General features: G+C 63.5%; 18 protein-coding genes. 12 read left to right on the top strand and 6 right to left on the bottom strand.

Translation table 11 applies throughout. The features are described 5' to 3' along the window. Window positions 1-317: 317 nt before the first annotated feature. Window positions 318-737, top strand: coding sequence for a DOPA 4,5-dioxygenase family protein (locus QX051_RS17795; RefSeq protein ID WP_315777023.1), 420 nt, complete (start codon window positions 318-320; stop codon window positions 735-737). A gap of 64 nt (window positions 738-801) precedes the next feature. Here the strand turns inward: QX051_RS17795 and QX051_RS17790 are convergent, their stop codons facing one another. The 4 genes from QX051_RS17790 to QX051_RS17775 all read right to left on the bottom strand — a co-directional run bounded on the left by QX051_RS17790 (window position 802) and on the right by QX051_RS17775 (window position 4,522). Then, complete coding sequence (locus QX051_RS17790) at window positions 802-1,695, bottom strand: alpha/beta hydrolase family esterase (protein ID WP_315777022.1); 894 nt, start codon at window positions 1,693-1,695, stop codon at window positions 802-804. Then, entirely contained in the window at window positions 1,692-2,573 is an 882-nt protein-coding gene (locus QX051_RS17785) for a sterol desaturase family protein (RefSeq protein ID WP_315777021.1), read from the bottom strand. Before QX051_RS17785 ends, QX051_RS17790 begins: the two co-directional genes overlap by 4 nt. Before the next feature lie 117 nt (window positions 2,574-2,690). Next, on the bottom strand, window positions 2,691-2,993 hold the full coding sequence (locus QX051_RS17780; protein ID WP_315758308.1) for a hypothetical protein: 303 nt from the start codon (window positions 2,991-2,993) through the stop codon (window positions 2,691-2,693). 242 nt (window positions 2,994-3,235) lie between these two features. Beyond that, window positions 3,236-4,522 (bottom strand): polysaccharide biosynthesis/export family protein, encoded by a 1,287-nt coding sequence (locus QX051_RS17775; RefSeq protein WP_315777020.1) that lies wholly within the window; start codon window positions 4,520-4,522, stop codon window positions 3,236-3,238. Window positions 4,523-5,007: 485 nt separating this feature from the next. Between QX051_RS17775 and QX051_RS17770 the strand changes: the two genes are divergently transcribed. From QX051_RS17770 to QX051_RS17760, 3 genes are all read left to right on the top strand, one after another. Then, entirely contained in the window at window positions 5,008-5,277 is a 270-nt protein-coding gene (locus QX051_RS17770; protein WP_409998109.1) for a hypothetical protein, read from the top strand. Window positions 5,278-5,681: 404 nt separating this feature from the next. Beyond that, entirely contained in the window at window positions 5,682-6,140 is a 459-nt protein-coding gene (locus QX051_RS17765; RefSeq protein WP_315739467.1) for a hypothetical protein, read from the top strand. 923 nt (window positions 6,141-7,063) lie between these two features. Continuing rightward, complete coding sequence (locus tag QX051_RS17760) at window positions 7,064-7,447, top strand: H-NS histone family protein (RefSeq protein WP_315739468.1); 384 nt, start codon at window positions 7,064-7,066, stop codon at window positions 7,445-7,447. Window positions 7,448-7,668: 221 nt separating this feature from the next. Here the strand turns inward: QX051_RS17760 and QX051_RS17755 are convergent, their stop codons facing one another. Further along, the gene (locus QX051_RS17755; protein ID WP_315777019.1) at window positions 7,669-9,141 is read right to left on the bottom strand and encodes an undecaprenyl-phosphate glucose phosphotransferase; all 1,473 of its coding nucleotides are present in this window, start codon (window positions 9,139-9,141) and stop codon (window positions 7,669-7,671) included. A gap of 483 nt (window positions 9,142-9,624) precedes the next feature. Here QX051_RS17755 and QX051_RS17750 point away from each other — a divergent pair, with 483 nt between their 5' ends. Together QX051_RS17750 and QX051_RS17745 are read left to right on the top strand one after the other, a co-directional pair. Then, on the top strand, window positions 9,625-10,422 hold the full coding sequence (locus tag QX051_RS17750; protein ID WP_315777018.1) for a glucose-1-phosphate cytidylyltransferase: 798 nt from the start codon (window positions 9,625-9,627) through the stop codon (window positions 10,420-10,422). Beyond that, window positions 10,419-11,072 (top strand): PIG-L deacetylase family protein, encoded by a 654-nt coding sequence (locus QX051_RS17745; RefSeq protein ID WP_315739471.1) that lies wholly within the window; start codon window positions 10,419-10,421, stop codon window positions 11,070-11,072. Before QX051_RS17750 ends, QX051_RS17745 begins: the two co-directional genes overlap by 4 nt. A 122-nt stretch (window positions 11,073-11,194) precedes the next feature. On the opposite strand, the gene QX051_RS17740 is transcribed toward QX051_RS17745, so the two are convergent. After that, window positions 11,195-12,295 carry a hypothetical protein gene (locus tag QX051_RS17740; protein WP_315777017.1) on the bottom strand — a complete coding sequence of 367 codons (1,101 nt, stop codon included), beginning with the start codon at window positions 12,293-12,295 and terminating at the stop codon, window positions 11,195-11,197. A 379-nt stretch (window positions 12,296-12,674) separates the two neighbouring features. Between QX051_RS17740 and QX051_RS17735 the strand changes: the two genes are divergently transcribed. The 6 genes from QX051_RS17735 (at window position 12,675) to QX051_RS17710 (ending at window position 19,229) form a co-directional block, all read left to right on the top strand. Beyond that, window positions 12,675-13,712: an SDR family oxidoreductase gene (locus tag QX051_RS17735; protein ID WP_315777016.1), complete on the top strand. Its 1,038-nt coding sequence runs from the start codon at window positions 12,675-12,677 to the stop codon at window positions 13,710-13,712. A 52-nt stretch (window positions 13,713-13,764) separates the two neighbouring features. Next, window positions 13,765-15,027: a class I SAM-dependent methyltransferase gene (locus QX051_RS17730; protein ID WP_315758300.1), complete on the top strand. Its 1,263-nt coding sequence runs from the start codon at window positions 13,765-13,767 to the stop codon at window positions 15,025-15,027. A gap of 41 nt (window positions 15,028-15,068) precedes the next feature. Further along, entirely contained in the window at window positions 15,069-15,611 is a 543-nt protein-coding gene (locus QX051_RS17725; protein ID WP_315739478.1) for a dTDP-4-dehydrorhamnose 3,5-epimerase, read from the top strand. Between the two features lie 103 nt (window positions 15,612-15,714). Then, a complete protein-coding gene (locus tag QX051_RS17720; RefSeq protein WP_315739479.1) occupies window positions 15,715-16,683 on the top strand; it encodes a phytanoyl-CoA dioxygenase family protein in 969 nt (322 codons plus the stop codon). 24 nt (window positions 16,684-16,707) lie between these two features. Next, window positions 16,708-18,075 (top strand): DUF4910 domain-containing protein, encoded by a 1,368-nt coding sequence (locus QX051_RS17715; RefSeq protein ID WP_315739481.1) that lies wholly within the window; start codon window positions 16,708-16,710, stop codon window positions 18,073-18,075. Continuing rightward, window positions 18,072-19,229 (top strand): glycosyltransferase, encoded by a 1,158-nt coding sequence (locus tag QX051_RS17710; RefSeq protein ID WP_315739482.1) that lies wholly within the window; start codon window positions 18,072-18,074, stop codon window positions 19,227-19,229. The genes QX051_RS17715 and QX051_RS17710 overlap by 4 nt, the downstream gene beginning before the upstream one ends. Window positions 19,230-19,291: the final 62 nt, after the last annotated feature.

The following is a 19,291-nucleotide window of genomic DNA, read 5'->3' as shown; positions in this document are numbered from 1 at the left end:
GCGCCAATGGTACTATGGCTCAAGCCCTGGGAGAGTAGGTCGCTGCCAGGCCTGCAAAGGACATCCCCTCTTCACACCCCAACAACAACAACGCCGCGCTGAAACCTCAGCGCGGCGTTGTCGTTTGTCTTGGTGCGTCAGCTCGGGCGGCGACATGCTGCCGGGGTCGAAGCTCGAGCCCCGCGGAGCTCTCGAGGCCAGAGTCCGCCGGCGGTGACTCGCGCTGCGACTGAGGCCGGGCTAGCGATGCTAGGATGACCATGCCGCATCGGTTCGCCCGCGCGGCCAACGCGATTGAAAATGATCGAGAGGCGCGGATGGAAACGACCTCGGCGGGGCAGCCGCATCGTCTGAGCGCAATTGCGAACTTTCATGCCCACATCTATTTCGATGATGCCACCCGAACCGAAGCCGCGCAGCTGCGGCAGTGGATTGCCGACCGCTTCCTTGTGACGCTCGGGCGTTGGCATGACGCGCTGGTCGGGCCTCACGAGCGGCCGATGTATCAAGTCGCCTTCGCGGTCGACGTGTTTCCAGTGCTGGTGCCATGGCTGATGCTCAATCATGGCCGCCTCAGCGTGCTGGTGCATCCGAATACGACGGAGCCGTTGGCCGATCACACCGCGCACGCGTTGTGGATCGGACAGCCGCTCGGCATCCGCGGCGAGAATCTTCCCTCGCACGGCGAGGCAGAGCTGCCGCGCGAGCCGAACACCACGCCGACGATCGCCGCCTGAGCTCGCGCGCGCACTGGTGACCGCGCCGTCTCCGCACGGTCGGAGCCTGGGCGGACTTGCCGGACTACAGCGTGCGCGCGAGATCGAACGCGCGGAGAATGACCTCGGCGGCATCGATGTCGAAATTGCTCGGGCCGAGCAGGCGCGGCGCCAGCGGGCGGCGGCCGGGCAGGGCATGCCCGCCACCTTCGACGCGAGACAGCGACACGCCGCCGATCACCTGGCAATCGCGCCAGCTGAGTTGCGTGACGGAGGTGTCGCTGGCGAGATCCCGATGCGGCAGCGCCGCGGCCTGGCGCGCGCCGCAGCCGTCGCGCCGCGCAAAGAACTCCGCCGTCTTTTCAGCGCTCCACACCCGGCCGCGCCCGCCGCGCAGCCCGACCTCGCCACCGCGATAGGGCACCATCGGATCAGCCGTGCCGTTGATCATGACCGCCGGCACCGGCCGCGCGGCGCAGGGCGCGATGCCGTCCGGCATGTTGGCGATCACCGTGCCGATCCCGGCAAACAGCTCCGGCGCCTTGCAGGCCAGGGTGAAGCTCATCATGCCGCCATTCGAAATGCCGGCAAGATAGATGCGCCGGGGGGCGGCCGTGCCGTCGGCGACGAGCTGCCGCACCAAGGCGCGGATGAAGCCGACATCATCGGGACCGCCGGAGCGGCCGTCGCGGCCGTCATTCCATTGCCGGTCGAGGCCATCGGGAAAGACCGCGGCGAAGCCATGAGCTCTCGCGGCTTCGGCAAAACCGGTCGTGCGCGCGGTGCCGGCGCCGCTGCCGAGCGCGCCATGGAGCACGATCACGGTCGGCTGCGGCGTCTTGCCCGTGGTCATCACCAGCGCATGACGCGGACCGTCGCTTGTGTCGATGATGATGCCGCGCTCCGCGGCGACCGCCGTGGTCGAGACGAGCAGAGCGGCCGCCACAGCGGCCATGAACGATCGGAGATGTGACGTCATGAGCATCCTTCTCGGCTGTCGGGTGACTCCCCGCAGTGGGGCTTCTCTCCGGGCGCAGCGGCCAGCACGCGCAGCCGCATCGCCCAGCTCCGGGCTGCCGCGAGGTCGCGGGCGATCGCAATCCATTCGCCAAATGCGATCCGCAACGGATTGAAGCTCGGCGCAACGCCGACGAGGCCGTAGCGCAAGGTTTCGCCGGCCGGGGCCTCGGCGAAGCTACCGAACAGCCGGTCGAAAATGATGAGCACGCCGCCGTAGTTGCGATCGAGACAGGACTCGTTGGCAGCGTGGTGGACGCGGTGATGTCGCGGCGTGTTCAGCACATATTCGAGTGGACCGAGATGCGGCGCGAGCTCGGTATGGATGAAGAACTGGTAGAGCAGATTGACGCCGAGCATGCCGATGATGGCGAGCGGATGGAAGCCGAGCAGCGCCAGCGGCAGATAGAACAGGAAATGACCGGAGATCTCGCTCGTCCAGCCGAGACGAATGGCGGCGGTCAGGTTCAGATGCGTCGAAGAGTGGTGCACGGCATGCGTGGCCCACAGCCAGCGAACCCGATGCGAGGCGCGATGGTGCCAGTAGTAGACGAACTCGCTGGCGAGAAACAATGCGAGCAGGGCGAGCGGCCGGCTCGCGTCGAAATCGAAGATCCTGTGGCGATAGGCGATGGTGAAGGGAAAGGCCGCGACGAGCGCGACCATTGCGCGGATCAGATGCTGTCCGATCGCGATGGCGAACGAGGCTGCGGTCTCGCGCAGGTCGTGAGTCTCGCGGCCTGCTAGCCGGCCGAGCCCATATTCCAGCGTCATGAAGCCGAGCGCCGTCAGCAGCACGATCATGCGCGTCGACGGCGGTAGGGAAGAGAAGATGGGCATGGCGCGCATCCGGCCTCATCGAATGGAGGCGGCGCGCCGGTCCGCCCCGGAGAGGCAGGCGGACCGGCGACATCGATGCTTCAGGGAGGCCGCGAGCAGCAACGCTACGGCGTCCGTTCAGCGCGTGACGGTGCGGCTGTAACTGTAGGAGTTGCCGCGCGGTCCCGTGCCCTGGCCCTGCCGGGTGCAGCTGCCGTCACTGCAGCTCGCGGAGCCGGAGCGCGACCAGCTGCGGCCGGCGGGACCTGTGCCGCCACCCTGCCAGGCGCAGGCGCCGCCGGAGCAGCTGCCGGAGCCGCCAAATGAGGTGGTGCCGCGCGGTCCGGCGACCGAGCCGCTGCGGGTCCAGGCATTCGCGTCGACCGCGGCTGCCGCCGAAAGGACTGCCACGAGCAAAAAGGTCGCGATGGATGTCTTCACGTCAGTCTCCCAATTCGTTCGCGCCGGCGATCGCGTCGCCTGCAGAGGGATACTGTGCGTTGGATGTCGCGGGCGGATGCACCGCCGGTGTCGTTTGGTCGCGGTGATTGGCCGGATTGTAACGGCTTGTCACGCGATCGCCGTCCGATACCGCAACATCGAGCGGCGCGGCGGGCTCTGGTCCAGCCGCACCCTCGACGTTCCGGCGCCTGTTCAGGCCGCTACCGGCCCGTCGGTGTGCTTCACCACCTGGTCTTCGTCGCCGTGTTGACGTTGATCACCGCCGTGGCCGTGTTGGACGTGGTTGTCGCCGTGTTGTTGATCAGGGTCAGTAGCTTGTAGTAATCGACGACCTTGGCGTTGGCGACGTACATCACGTCCTTGCTGCGCATCTGGAAGCCCGAGGCCAGCAGCATGCCGGAGGGGTCGCGCAGGTTGACGTGGTAGATGGTCGGAATGCGGTCGTAGATGAAGCGGCTGGTATCGATGCCGAGCTTCTGCAGCAGCGGGCGTTCCTCGTAGCGATAGAGGAAGACCTCGGCTGGATCCGATTGCTGATCGTTCAGGCCGCCCGCCTTGCCGATCGCCTGGGCCAGCGTCAGCGTCTCCGTATCGAACGAAATCTCGGAATTGAAGCCGAAGACGTTCTGATTGAGGGCGCCGAGGGCCGTGAAGGTGGGGGATTCCCGCGTGATGTAGACGACGTCGTTCGGGCGGATGAAGATGTTCTCGCGCGGATCCTGCACCACGCGGCTGAGCAGCACGCGCACACGTTTGCCGTCCCGCTGCAGGGTCACGTAGCTTTCGATGGCCTCGTGCTTCGGGCCGCCCGCACGTGCAATCACCGCCAGCAGGCGTTCGCCCACGCTGTTGAGGGCCAGCACGCCCGGCGTATTGACGTCGCCGAGCACGCTGACCACGCTGGAATGCTGCTGGTTCAGGCTGACGACGACCTGCGGCTCGAGGGCGCGCTTCTGGAGCCGGAAGACGATGTCCTGCTCGATCTGCGGCAGAGTCCGGCCGGCGGCGGCGATCTCGCCCGCATAGGGAACGCGGATATTGCCTTGCTGGTCTACCGCCTGCGCCGGCAGATCCACGAAGTTGCCCGGGCGGGCGCCGGCGGCCGTGGGCGGCGTGAACAGTCCGCCTGGGGCGGCTTCGAAAATGGAAACGTTCAGCACGTCGCCGATACCGGCGACCTGCACCGGCTTCGGCCGCTTGTCCGGAAACACGCCCTGGAACGTGACCATGTTGGGCTGCGACAGGAAGCCGATCGTCTCGGGGCTGATGTCGACCAGCGCATAGGGAAGCGCCGTGTTCGACCGCACGCTGGCCGTGGCATTGTCGTTCACTGCGTCGCTGGTCGGTCCTGTTCCGGGGAGCAAGGAACAAGCTGGCAGAAGCGCCAAGATCACCAGAGTTAGGAGCGCGCGCGAGCCACGGCAAAGGCTATGAAAGCCGCTCGGGTCCACTGCGCTGTTGCGCACAGGAGACCCCCCGCCGCCGGTCGACCCGCGCGGATTGATCAAGGCCTTCAAACCCATCCCCGAATACAGCAAAAATACGTTTCCCCACGCTGCTCCCTCCACCAAGAAGGGAGAACGTCCCACATATTTCAACCTACCCGGCGGCCATACTGGACGAAAGCGCACCGCCGGGCGGGTTGGTCCGCTTTTGCCCGGCCGTGCCAATTAGGTCACAGTCTGACCTTACCATATTACCGCAACGAGCTGTCAACTCCGCCGGAGGTCCATGGTGGACGGATGATCCGTTCGACCTAACAGGAGCCCAGCAATTTTAAGCACAAAGCCGTTGCGCAACGGTTAGCCTGAGTCGCTTCGCTCAGGCAGGGGGCGACGACATCGCAGGCCGCGCAACGAGTCGGTGAGCCAAGGCCGTCGGACGGGGCGCCGGGACCGCAAGCGGGCGGCCGGCTGTCCAAGGCCGCCGATCAAGTCTATGCTGCTGCGCCAGCCCTTGAGGCTCTTTGCAACGGAGCACGCAATTGTCGAACGTGATCAGGATCGCCGCAGCTGCTTTCGCGATCGCCTTCACGGGCCTATCCGATCCCGCGTCCGCGCGCGGCCTCTATCCGCTGACGGAGTGCGGGCCGGATCTCAGCAGACTCTGCCGGCTGCACGGGGCATTCGAGGCCACTCCGTTTCATTACAATCTCGCGATTCATCCCGGGTGCATTCGGCGTGTCGCCGTCCAGACGCCCCGGGGCGTGCTGTACCGCCGCGCGGTGGTGTGCGGAGCGCCGGAACGGCCCATGATGTGGTAACCTCGGCTCTTTCCTCGGCGTCTCCGAAGGGCGCTGGACGCTCTGCTCGGCAGCTTCATGGTCAAGCTTGGCGCGAGATGGCGGCCGCGATGGTTGATGCGGGCCGTGCTCGTTCCGACGGCTGGCGCCCGCCCCAGCCGTGTTCGGGAGTGTCGATCATCGCGCAGACGATTAAATGGGTAGTTCCGCACCGTGTTTTTACGTGATCTGAAATTAAATTAATCGTGTCCAGACGATTACGCGCGGTCGGAGACATAAAACGGTAGACTGAACAAACTAAAGCTTCAATTGTACCGGACCAAAGGTGCTTAATAAGTCCTTTCTGGCAATGCGGTAGCATTTTACTGCAAACCGTAGCGAGTGCCAGAGGTATTTAATGTCTTGCTGCCAGATGGTAAATTAACTTGTCGCGAGTGGTTAATTTAATTTCTAAAATCGAATCCGTGCATCGTCGCGATGACGGTTTGCCGGAAGTCGAGAAAAATCCCTCAAAACTCGCCAATGAGTGGGGTCCGTCCTTGTGTGACGAGCTTGGTACCGCGTTGATCGAGGATATTGAGACGGATGGCGGCGGTGGCGCTCTGAATGCTGTCCTGAAATCGCTGAATAAGATGCGCCTTGCGAAATCACGTTTCGGCCGGCCATCGTCGGGCCGTTCGCCGCAATCCGCGCTGCGGTCTCAGATCGAGCTTTGTGATGCCCTGCTCGAGGAGATCCAATCCATCAGCAGCAGCCTGGGCAAGCGCGCGAAGAAGTCCGCGGCTCCCAGGCGTCGCCCGATGGCCACGCGGCGCCGCCGCGGGACGGCTCATTTGATCGCGCCCCAGCCGGCGGTGCCGGGTCGGACCAGGCAGCAGAAATAATCGCATCGGAAATTGATCGGCGCGGCGGCCGGCCGTCATGGTCGCGCCGGTTGCCGGCGCGGGGCGACAGCCGCTCAGCATCGACCCCGACGGCACATCAGATCGCCCAGTGCTGCTGTCGCTGGCAGCGACGGCCGGATGTCATCGGAACGTTCTTCAGCCGTCGTATCGCGCAAAGACGGCGCCCCGCGACAGTGCCGGCCGGAACCCATGTCACCGGTGGGCGGGGGATCGGGCCGCCGGGTGACCGCAGCCGTCCTCCACGCCACAGCCGATCGCGCGGCAGTCAGTTTCCGCTGCCGGTGGTGTGCCTGTCTCACGCCGCGCGACCCCGGATGCCGTCGGCGCGACGTGTTTGAGTCTGATTCGCATGAGCGCGCCTGAAGGATCCCGTGTTTGGCGAAGGCGCTTGATTCGCCGAATCGATGTCGGCGGCTTTGCGGCATGTTCACGATGCGGGCTCAATTAAACCAGCTCGCGACATTTTGTGCGCATGCAAAAATATCTCGATCCGGGTTATCGGGGTGCTCGCCCAAATAGGTTGTAAGCCCTCGCGGCAGCTTTGAAAAACATGGCGCGGTGAAAATGTTCAGCGACCGAATTCGGCACCGTTTGATCATCAAACCTACGTCACTTTGACGCGATCTTGCCTCAATAAGCAGCGAATCCGTTGCAAATCGTGTTGATTCGGCGACTTCTTCCAGCGTGCATACGAATGTTGCCACAATCTGGGGGCGGTGCGACATAATTTCGGAAAAGGGGGTTGCGGGTTGATAATTGTTTGAGTTACAACCATTAGGTCTAGCCGGATTGGTATAAACTCAAATATTCAGTTTTTCCGAGCGTGAGCCACTTGCGGAACGAAATACCGAATTATATGACGTTAATTCGGCAGGATAGAGATCACAGACAAAGGTCGCTGCATGTCCACCAAGAAGATCGATTTCGAGGCGATGTCTTTCGATGACCTCTGGTCTCTCCATGAGCAGATCAGTCAGATCCTCGCTGTGAGGATCACGTCGGAGAAGCGCGAACTCGAACGTCGTCTGGCGGTTCTCAACCGCAGCCGCGGTGCCATCGAAGGCGCCGGCAGCGAGGGTGGGCAGTCCTACACCACCAGCGGCAAGGCGCGGCGGAAATATCCCCGGGTCCTGCCGAAGTATCGCAACCCACAGACCTCCGAGACCTGGTCCGGCCGAGGCAAGCAGCCGCGTTGGCTGGTGGCGGCGATCAAGACCGGGCATCGGATCGAGGAATTTGCGATCAATGGGGCTGGCGCTTCGAAAAGTCGCCGTCAGCGCGCCTGATCGGGGTAGCTTCAATCAAGCTCGCCGAGCCGATAGTTGAGCGACGCTGCGCGTCGATACTGGGCCTGATTCGCCCTCTCAGCATCCACGAACGACATGTGAGCGGTTTGACGCCGCAACGTCGCGATCCGCCGATCAAGACCTGACCGAAGTGGGCCCGTCCGATCTGCCCCGCACGGCTCCGCCGATTGGCTCGCGATCATCATCTGTTGCGAATGCGCCTAATAGGCATTGTTGCCGCGGATCAGCTCGATCGGCGTCCTCAGCAGGATCGCGACGTCGAGCGACAGGCTCCAATTGTCGATGTACCAGAGGTCGAATTCGACGCGCTGTTCGATCGACGCACGCGTGGGCGTGGGGCCGCGGCAGCCATGCACCTGCGCCCAGCCGGTCAGTCCGGGCTTGACACGGCGACGGAACGCGTAGTTGCGCACGAGCTTGTCGAATTCATTGTCGTGCGCCAATGCGTGGGGGCGGGGGCCGACCAGGGACATGCTGCCGTCCAGGACGTTGAGCAACTGCGGCAGCTCATCGATGCTGGTCCGGCGCAGCCAGGTCCCGAGCCGGGTGAACCGGCTGTCGCCGATCTGGGCCTGGACGATCGAAGGCCCGTCCTCGAGAACGGACATCGTGCGAAACTTGTAGATCTGAAAAGATCGGCCGTTGAATCCGCAGCGTTGCTGCCGGAACAGCACCGGCCCGGCCGAGTCGAGCTTGATGGCGATCGCCACCAGCAGGAGCAACGGCGACATCAATGCCAGCGCGATGCCCGCCAGCATGACGTCCATGAGCCGCTTGGTGGCGTGTTCGAGCGGGCTCAGCAGGCCGCGCTGCAGCTCGATGCAGACCGCATTGCCGAGTTCGCGGCACGGCCGCTTGAAGATGTCCGAAGCCGTTCCGACCGGCACGAAACTCACTGGAAACGGCAGGACTCTCAGCTCCGCGCCGAGCGTTCGCAGATCGGACCAGGGTTCGGGATTGGCGCCAACGACGATCTCTTCGATATCGGAGCCGCGCACATAATCGATCACGCTCGAAACGATCCGCTGCCGCTGATCCGGATCCGCGTCGGGCTCAGGAAGCAGGAAGTGTCGCTGGACGCGAAAGCCGGTGTCGGTGAGCACCTGGGTCAGCCCGGCGTTGTCCTTGCTTGCTTCATCGGTGATCAGAACGATGTTTCGGCCGGAAAATCGTCTCTCTGCCAGCCCCTTTGCCAGCAGATATGCGGTGGTGCGGCGATGCAGGATCAGCGCCGCGAGCCCGAACATCGCGAATACGATGCTGGTGCCGCGCGAGAATTCGCTCCCGATCTTGAGCGCGAACAGTGCGCCGGCCAGCACGAGGAACGCCGTGACCCAGGTCAGGCAGGCCGCGCGGATCTGGCGCGGCAGGATCAGGAGCTCGGCCGGCCGGTACATCCCGCGGATCTTCATCAGCGAGACGAACAGCGCCGACACGAGGATCGCCAACCCGAGCGATTTACTGACGTCGTTGGCTCCCGCCGGATCCTGCAGATGATACAGAAACCCGGACAGGACGCTCGACATGGTAATCGTTGCAATGTCCGCCACGATCGCGAAGGGCTCCACCGAGTCGTAGTGGACGGGCCATTTCCGCCCTTGGAATTGTCGTTCCAAGAGGACGGCCGGCATGCCATTTCGATCGAGAGTCTTGGGCTGATCCACGTAATGCATGGGATGTCGGTGTTCGAAACTCGGTTAAATAGCGGTTAGCCGTCATTATATGTTTTGGTATTTAATTTAAACAATTAAAAACTGCCATTGGGATTTATTCGCGCCGTCGGACGTCTCCCGATACCGCGACGAGGCCGGTGACGCCGGAATGCCGGTTCTGGAGGACGGAACGAGGCCGCTCGCCCCCCTCCAAGTCGGCCCTGGCAATGCCCGCGTGACGATTTAATGTTCATGAAACGGATATTTCAATGCGGGCGGCCAAGAATGGCATTTAAAAAGAGATATAATTGGATTATTAATCCGGTGCCGGGCGCCCGCGACGCGGGTGACGCGTCCGCAGCCGACCGAATGCAGGGGGAGGTTTTCCTCGTGCAGCCGAGAGGGCGAAGCGAGGGCACGGCGAGCTGTCTTCGAGGCCGGCCGGCGAGATTGGAAGATCATGATGCTCATTTCAAAGATTGAGAACCCGAAGGACGTCGCGCCATGAAGGTCGTATTGTTCTGTGGAGGGCTCGGGACGCGGATCCGCGAATATTCCGAGAGCATTCCGAAGCCGATGATTCCGATCGGCCACCAGCCGATCCTCTGGCACGTCATGCAGTATTACAGCCAGTACGGGCACCGGGATTTCGTTCTGTGCCTGGGCTACAAGGCCAATGTGGTGAAGGACTATTTCCTGAACTACAATCAGGCGTCCACCACCGACTGCACGATCTCGCAGTTCGGCAAGAAGGTCGAGCTGCTGGGCGATCGCCCCCCGGATTGGCGGGTCTCGCTGGTCGACACCGGCATCTGGCGCAACATCGGTCAGCGACTGCGGGCGGTCCGGCACATGGTCGAGGGCGAGGAGATCTTTCTCGCCAACTACAGCGACGGCCTGACGGACGCGCCGCTGCCGGAGATGATCGATCGTTTCAAGCGCAGCGGGAAGATCGGCTGCTTCATCGCCATCCACCCGCCGATCAGCTTTCACCTCGCCGAATTCGACGCCGACGGCACCGTGGGCCGCATGGCAGCGAGCAACGATTCCAACATCTGGATCAACGGCGGCTACTTCATCTTCCGCAAGGAGATATTCGACTATATCGACGAGGGTGATGAGCTCGTCGTGCAGCCGTTCAAGCGGCTGATCGACCGCGGCGAGCTGATGGCCTATCGCTACGAAGGGTTCTGGCGCGCCATGGACACGCTCCGTGACCGCCAGGTGCTCGAGGAGATGATCGAGCGCGGCGACACGCCCTGGCAGCTCGGCGCCAGCCTTCCGGCGGTGGTGAACGGATGAGGGCGCTGCAGCTCGCCGGTCGCGGCGACCGGCTGTCGGTCCTGTGTCTCGGTGCGCACTCCGACGACATCGAGATCGGGGCCGGAGGCACGCTGCTGTCCTGGCTCGATCAGGGCGTCCGCCTGGATGTCCATTGGTGCGTGCTCAGCGGCAATGGCGAGCGCGGCGTCGAGGCGCGAGCATCTGCCGACGATTTCCTTGCCGAAGCCGCCGGCCGCAATCTCGAGATCATGCAGTTCCGCGACGGCTTCTTCCCCGAGCAGGGGGAGGAGATCAAGGCCTGGTTCGAGCAGCTCAAGGGCCGGATCAACCCGGACGTCATTCTCGCTCACCGCCGCGACGACGCCCATCAGGATCATCGGCAGGTCAACCGCCTGGTCTGGAACACGTTCCGCGATCATCTCGTCCTGGAGTACGAGATTCCGAAATGGGATGGCGATCTCGGACGGCCCAATGTCTACATGCCCGTCTCCGAGCGGATCATGAAGCGGAAGGTCGCGCTGCTGATGGCGCATTTCGGCAGCCAGCGCTCCAAGCAGTGGTTCGATCCGGAGACGTTCATGGGTCTGGCGCGACTGCGGGGCATGGAGTGCCGCGCCGCCGAGCGCTATGCCGAAGCATTCGTCGTGCGCAAGCTGTCCTTGGGGTGAACGGCGGCCGAATCCGCTCGCCGTGAGGTCCTCGCGGACGCCGCATCAATGTCCGATCGGCGATGTCCGATCTGCGAGGAGATGATCGGCGCTTGGCCGCGATGCGTGGCTGCGGCCGGCAGTCAGCCGGCCGCCCGTCGGGGAAGTTCGACGATCTCCTCTGCCGGCGGACGCTCGATTGCGGTGGCCGGCACCTTCTCCAGCCAGACCTCGCGCCACCACGCATAGATGCCACGCGGGCAGAACAATCGGTTCTCGCTGTAGCGCGACTGGCAATAGACGCCGTCGAGAATGACGGCCGGTGTCTTCATCCGCCGGATGTAGCCGGTGCGCTCGTCGATGAACTTCTCGACGCGCGTTCGCACCCGGAACACCTTTCCGCAATAGGGCACCATCTCGGCGTCGAAGCCCATGCCGCGGTTGTTGGTCTGCTTGTCGATGGTGGCCAGGATGTCCTTGTGCGGGCGGACGCGGACGAGATCGCCGGGCTGCAGCCCGAGATCGGCGATCGGCGCGTCCTTGTCCGTCAGGAGATCTCCGCGCTTGCGCGGAAACGGTATGCCGCCCCACAGCGACTGGACGCGGTCGTAGATCCAGCGCGCGGGCCGGCCGAGCCGCGGACGGCGCGCCATGGTGGCGCCGACATAGGCGAAGTAGAGAAAGCCCTTCAACATCTTCGCGAGCGAGACATTGCCGGACGCGACATCCTCGGCGTATTGCCGGGCGTCCCACCATTTGAGCGGCTGGGTGTAGGTCGGCAGCTCGGTTGCCTGGCAGGCGTAGCGCGGGCCTTTTCCCGGCTGCTGATCCGGCGACTTCGTCGCGTCCCACACCGCGCGCACCGTGCATCCGCCGGACGGCTGAGGCGCAGCCGCGCGGTCCGGGCCGGCCGGTGCGGGTTTGGCCGCATCCACCGGGGAGAGCCACGCCTCCTTCCAGAAGATCAGGCAGGCCGCCTGGCAGCCGCCATAAGCCTCGCCGTCACAGCGGTGCTCCAGATGCACCGCGTTGGGAAGGCGCCGGCCGAGCCATTCTCCGGTGTTGTATCCGGTGACCGTGTCGCAGGTCTTGTGAGCGCGCTTGTAGACCTGGAAGCGTTGACCGCACCATTTGAACATCTGCGGCATGAACGGCAGCCCTTCCAGGCGCCCGTTTGCGTCGAGAGTGGCTAGGATCTCTTCCTTGCTGCGCACTTCGACCCAGTCGCCGGCGGATAATGTCATGCTCTGTCTTTCAATGCTTAAATCAATGCGTCATCGAGGCGGGCGGGGCATCCCGCGCGGGACGCCTCATTTGCCAGTGATCGAATTAAAGCTGCCGAGATCTGCGGTCAACATTTGTCCCTTTTGTGGCGTTATTTAATTTGAGCCAATTAATTAAATCAAGAGGGCGCCTGATGCCGCGCCGGCCGGATGGTCGCGACATCAGGCGGATCGGGGTAAATACACGGGTTTTCACGGAGTTTTATGTGCGCGCCGGAGAAAACGGCTGGCGACGTCGCTTGCTGACGGATTCACTGGACGCTGGCTAGAAAATTAAATTATAATCTATTGGAGGGTGATTTAAATTCTCGTTTTGGTTGGTGACATAGAGGGTGCGATTTTGAAGGTACTGATCACCGGAAACATGGGCTATGTGGGTCCGGTCGTCGCGCGGCATCTGCGGGCGCAGCGCCCGGATGCGACGCTACACGGCTTCGACAACGCCTATTTCGCGCACTGCCTGACCGGAGCGCCGGTTGTTCCGGAGCGATGTCTCGACGAGCAGATCCATGGCGACGTCCGCGACATGTCGCTCGACCTCCGTGGCTATGACGCCGTGGTCCAGCTGGCGGCGATCTCCAACGATCCGATGGGCAATCGCTTCCAGGAGGTGACGCTCGACGTCAACCAGAACGCCACCGTATCGCTCGCCAGGAGGACTGCGGCGGCTGGTGTGAAGAATTTCGTGTTCGCGTCGAGCTGCAGCGTCTACGGCATCGCCGACGGACCGCCGCGCAAGGAGAGCGATCCGCTCAATCCCATCACGGCCTACGCCAAGTCGAAGATCGGATCGGAGCAGGAGCTCGCCGCCATCGACACCGGCATGACCATCACCTGTCTGCGCTTTGCGACGGCCTGCGGCATGTCGGATCGGCTGCGGCTCGACCTCGTCCTCAACGATTTCGTGGCCTGCGCGCTCACCCGTCGCCAGATTAGCGTGCTCTCCGACGGCACCCCCTGGCGCCCTCTGATCGACGTCGCCGACATGGCGCGGGCGATCGACTGGGCGATTGACCGGCCGGCGGCGACGGGCGGCCGCTTCCTCACCATCAATGCCGGCTCCGACGACCGCAACTACCAAGTCAAGGATCTCGCCAATGCGGTGGCTGCGCGAGTGCCCGGGACCAGCGTATCGATCAACACCTCCGCGCCCGTGGACAGCCGCTCCTACAAGGTCGATTTCGGCCTGTACCGCTCCCTCGCACCCGATCATCAACCGCAGGTCACCCTGGACCAGTCGATCCAGAACCTGGTCGAGGGTCTCAAGAGAATGCAGTTCAAGGATGCCGAGTTTCGTTCGTCCGATCTGATCCGTCTCAAGGTCCTGCAGGACCACATGGAGACGGCCAGGATCAACGACAGGCTGCAATGGACGTGATTGCGCCGGGCAGACGCTCGCCTCTGCCGGCAAAGACAGTGACGGAGACACCATGGAACTGACCCTTCCCACCGCCGTCGGCGTCGCGCCCAAGTGCCGGCACTGCGGCGACGACCTGACCCTCAAGCTGATCGACCTCGGCGCCTCGCCGGTCGCGAACGACTACATCGATCCGGCCAACTACATGCGCGCGGAGCCGTTCTATCCGCTGGAGACCTTCGTCTGCCGCGAGTGCCGTCTGGCGCAGACACGCGACCTCCTGGCCGCGTCCGAGATCTTCCGCGCCGACTATGCCTATTTCTCCTCGCACTCCACCTCATGGCTCGAGCACGCGCGGCGCTACGTCGAAGCCATGGCCGATCGCTTCAAGCTCGGTCCGGCCTCGCGGCATGTCGAGATCGCGTCGAATGACGGGTATCTGCTGCAATACTCCCTCCAGAAGGGGATCGACTGCCTTGGCGTCGAACCCTGCGAAAGCGTTGCGCTGGCTGCACGTACCAAGGGCATCGAGACCCGCATCGAGTTCTTTGGCCGCAACTATGCGACCCGCCTCCGGGAGGAGGGCTGGTCGGCCGATCTCCTCACGGCCAACAACGTGCTCGCGCACGTTCCTGATATCAATGACTTCGTCGGTGGCGTCAAAATTCTGCTGGCGCCGGAGGGCGTCGCGACCTTCGAGGTCCAGCACCTGCTGACCCTGATGCAGCGGCATCAGTTCGACACCATCTATCACGAGCATTTCTCCTATCTGTCGCTGATCGCGGGCCTGCGCATCTTCGCACGGGCGGGCTTGCGCGTTTTCGACGTCGAGCTCCCGGAAACGCATGGCGGCTCGATCAGGTTCTTCGTCTGTCACGAGGGCGCCGCTCATGCGGAGAGCCCGAACGTCGCCGACGTCCTGGCACGAGAGCGGGCCTATGGGTTGCATGACGACGCGATCTACATGGCCTGGAACGAGCAGGTCAAAGAGACGAAGCGGGCTCTGCTCGAGCTGCTGACGGCACTGAAGCGCGACAACAAGAAGATCGTCGGCTACGGTGCCCCGGCGAAGGGCGTGACGCTGCTCAATTATTGCGGGATCCGCACCGATTTCCTCGACTTCACGGTCGATCGCGCCCCGTCCAAGCAGGGCCGCTACATGCCGGGCGTTCGCATTCCGATCCTGCCGCCGGAAGCGATCTTCGAAGCCAAGCCCGACTACGTCCTGATCCTGCCGTGGAACATCAAGAGCGAGATCAAGGCGCAGATGGCGGCCATCCGCGACTGGGGCGGCCGGTTCATCGTGCCGGTCCCCAAGGCGACCATCGAGGAGTAGAGCAGGGCATTGCCGCACGATTGCGCGAAGAGTTTTGAGCCATGAGGTTTGTCCAGCTGGGACGGTCGGATGCGCGGCTGATCGAGCTTACCGTTCGCTCCGACGAGCGCGGCAGCTTCACGCGGACTTGGTGCGCGAAGACCTTTGCGGAGCAGGGCGTCGCGTTTATCCCGGTGCAGGGCAACAGCTCGGTGACCCGTCTCCGCGGCACCGTCCGCGGCATGCATTTCCAGCGCGCGCCGAAGCCCGACGCCAAGATCGTCCGCTGCAGCGCCGGCTTGATCCATGACGTCATCGTCGACATCAGACCGGATTCTGCGACGCGCGGCGAGGTCTATGCCTGTGAGCTCGGTCCCTCGACGGCGCGGATGCTCTACGTCCCCGCGGGCTTTGCCCATGGCTTCCAGACGCTGACCGACGACGTGACGGTCGAGTATCTGATGGGTGAGGACTATGTCGAGGAGCTCTCGGACGGTTTCCGGCACGACGATCCGATGATCGGCATCCGATGGCCGCAGCCGGTGACGGTGTTGTCGGCCAAGGATGCCGCCTGGCCCTCGCTTGCTGAGCGGGAGCTGTGGTGAAGCAGCATGACGGCAGCTCGGTGTCTTGGGGGAGGAATCTGGCGGCCCCGGAGCGGCCCGATCGCCTCGAAGGTTCTGACTATTTGTCGAGGAGGATCACGGAATGACGAACATTTTCGTTGATGCCATCATGCCCGATCACGAGCGGCGCCAGAAACTGTACGAGGGTGCGCTGTTCCTGTACTCGCCGACGCCCTCGCTCGATGCGCTGGTCGCGTTTGCCAGGGAGCTGATCGAGGAGGCGTTTCATCCTTACGATCCGCGGACGGCGCAATTCGAGCTTCCTGTCGAGCGCTACGTCGAGATTCTCGTCAGGCTGAAGCCATTCTTCATTCATCACGCCCGGTCGAAGGAGCTGGTGCAGGGAGCGCTCCGCGAGCTTGGCTGCGATCCCGAGCTGACCTATTTCGACGTGCCGCGGCTGCGGTCGGCAACGAGCGATGACTATCTCACCACCGGGATCGCATTCGCATTCCACCCTCATCGCGACACCTGGTACTCGGCGCCGCCGTGCCAGCTCAACTGGTGGCTGCCGGTGTATGACATCGCGCCAGACAACGGCCTTGCATTCCACCCGCGCTATTTCGACGAAGCGATCAAGAACGGCTCCAGAAACTATAACTATTACGAGTGGAACCGGACCTCGCGGGCATCGGCGGCGCAGCACATCAAGACCGATACACGGGTGCAGCCGAAGCCGGAGCAGGAGATTGCACTGGATCCGCAGATCCGGGTGATCGCGCCGAGCGGCGGTGTCACGATCTTCTCCGGATCGCATCTGCATTCGTCGGTGCCGAATACCTCGGGCGTGACGCGGTTCAGCATCGATTTCCGTACCGTGCATTTTGCCGACGTCAGCGGCAGGCGCGGCGCCGTCAACGTCGACTCGGAGTCGACGGGCACGAACCTGCGCGATTTCCTGCGGGTGACCGATCTCGCGCGGCTGCCTGAGGAGGTCGTCGCGCCGTATGATCAGGTCGAGGCGCCCCGCGATCATCTGATCTATCAGCCGACGATCGTGCCGCTGGCGACAGGCGGTCTCGCAGCCGATGCCGCGCAGGCATCGGCCTGACGGATGATGCAAGGTTCGCAGGTCATGCTGGACATCCTCACATCATCGATTGGGCCGCGGGCGCCGGCGATCGATCTCCATGATCTGATTACGGAGCTGTTTCCAATCAACCGTAGCCTCACGGGAGCTGGGGTCCGTCAGACGCTCGAGATCGTCTCACGCTATGTCGACCTCGTGATTCACGAGGTGCCGTCCGGAACGCCCGTCCTCGACTGGCATGTGCCGGCGGAGTGGAACATTCGTCGCGCGACGATCTCGACCCTGTCCGGTCGCCGTCTCGTCGACTTCGCCGACAGCAATCTGCATGTGATGGGCTACAGCAGGCCGGTCCAGGCGGTGCTCAGCCGCGCTGAGCTTGCGAAGCACGTTCATACCTTGCCGGAGCAGCCTGATCTCATTCCATACCGGACCGGCTATTATGCCGACGATTGGGGGTTTTGCCTGCCGGATCGTCTCTGGCGGGAGATGACGGACGACAGCTACCACGTCGAGATCGACAGCGAGCTCTTGCAGGGATCGTTGACCTACGGCGAATTCTTCGTCCCCGGACAGACGGACAAGGAAGTCCTGATCACCTGCCACGTCTGCCATCCGAGCCTCGCCAACGACAATCTCTCAGGGATTGCCGTCATGACGGCGCTGGCGATGCGGCAAGCGCAACGGCCCCGCCGGCTCGGGTACCGATTTCTATTCCTGCCGGCAACGATCGGCGCGCTTGCATGGCTCGATCGCAACGAGCGGGATCTCGACCGTGTCGAACACGGCCTCGTCCTCACCTGTCTCGGCGACCCCAGTGGATTTCACTACAAGCAAAGCCGGCGGGGCGCGACCATCGATCGCGTCGTCGCGCATGTCCTGAAGCAATCAGGGCATCCTCACGAGATTCTGCCATTCAGTCCCTATGGATATGACGAGCGGCAGTTCTGCTCACCGGGATTCGATCTACCGGTCGGGTGCCTGATGCGCGGCGTGCACGGCACATTCCCCGAATATCACACCTCGGCCGACAATCTGAATTTCGTCAAGCCGGACTGTCTCGACCAATCCTACGCCGTCATCGAGGAGGTGCTGGATCTGCTCGATCGTGACTGCATCTACGAGCGCGTCGATGGGCGAGGGGAGCCGCAACTGGGACGGCGTGGTCTGTATCGCGCGATTGCCGGTCAGCGCGAGGCAGGTGGCGCGACGCAGATGGACCTCCTCTGGGTCCTCAATCTGGCGGATGGCAGGCACAGCCTGCTCGACATGGCAGTCCGGGCCGACGTTCCGTTCGCGCGAATCGAGGCCGCCGCACGGATCGCGCTGGACGCCGGCCTCGTTATCGTAACGTCATCGCCCTCTCCGTCAGCACCGGAGCATGTGAGCCGACAAGACCAGAGTGAGGCGTCATGAGTTCGCAACCGGGCAAGCCCCGCATCGCCGTTTTTTCACTCCGAAACATCTTCGGTAAGGCGCTCAATCGCGGCCCCCACGTCGAGTTCGAGGACATCATCTGCGAGGTCGATTCCGCCGAGCTGTTCGCGCCCGAGCTCGATCCGTCGCGCAGACGGGCGAGCTTCGCCACCCGGCTGGGCTACCACGCGCCCGTGCTGTTGAATCCTGGGATCGCGCGGATCCAGCCGCGGCAGCAATACGACGTTCTGTTCGCGATCTGTGGATTCCCGCAGGACCTGATCATGTTCGATGCGATCGAGGATCTGAGAGGTGCGTCCAGGACCTCGGTGTGTCTGCTGGACGAGCTATGGGTGAAGGAGATCGCCAAGCACCGGCATTTCCTGAAGATACTCGCCAAGTTCGACGTCGTGATGCCGTTCCAGATCAGTACGGTGCAGCCGCTCAGCGAGGAGATCGGCCAGGCTTGCGTGCATCTCCCGCTCGCCATCGACGCGATCCGCTTTTGTCCCTATCCCGATCCCCCCGAAAGGGTCATCGACGTCTTCAGCATGGGGCGCCGCTCCCGCGTCACGCACCAAACGTTGCTCGCGATGGCGCGGGACAGCGGCCTGTTCTATCTCCACGACACGATCGGCGGCAGCCAGGCCATCGACCTCCGGGAACACCGGGCCCAGATGGCAAACCTCGCCAAGAGGAGCAGGTATTTTCTGGTCAATCCCGGCAAGTTCGACGAGCCGCAGGAGACCGGGCGGCAGGTCGAGTTCGGCTACCGGTATTTCGAGGGCGCGGCATCGGGAGCCATCATGCTCGGTGAGCGTCCCGACAACGAACTCTTTCCGCGGTTGTTCGACTGGCCCGAGGCGATGGTCGACGTGCCGCACACGTCGCCCGACATCGACCGGGTCATCAGGGAGCTGGACGGTGACCCGGTCCGGCAGGACCGGATGCGGCGAAGCGGCATGGCCCAGACCTTGATGCGGCACGACTGGGTGTATCGGTGGGAGACGATCCTGGAGGCCACGGGTCTGCAGCCGATGCCGGGCGTCGCTGCACGCAAGGATCGGCTGAAGAGGCTGGCCGAGATGGCGGCCGGTCCGGGGGTGGCGCGCGAGCATGAATTAGATCGCGAGCCGGCATTGTTGGCGCAGTGATGTTTCAATCCGTTTCTCCGCCACAAATTGGCGTCATCGCGCCCCGGCGGCCCATGTTTCGG

The organism is Bradyrhizobium sp. SZCCHNR1053 (assembly GCF_032381235.1).
Classification (GTDB): domain Bacteria; phylum Pseudomonadota; class Alphaproteobacteria; order Rhizobiales; family Xanthobacteraceae; genus Bradyrhizobium.
Note: the sequence above shows the minus strand (reverse complement) of the source record. Positions and strands in the feature narration are given on the sequence as shown.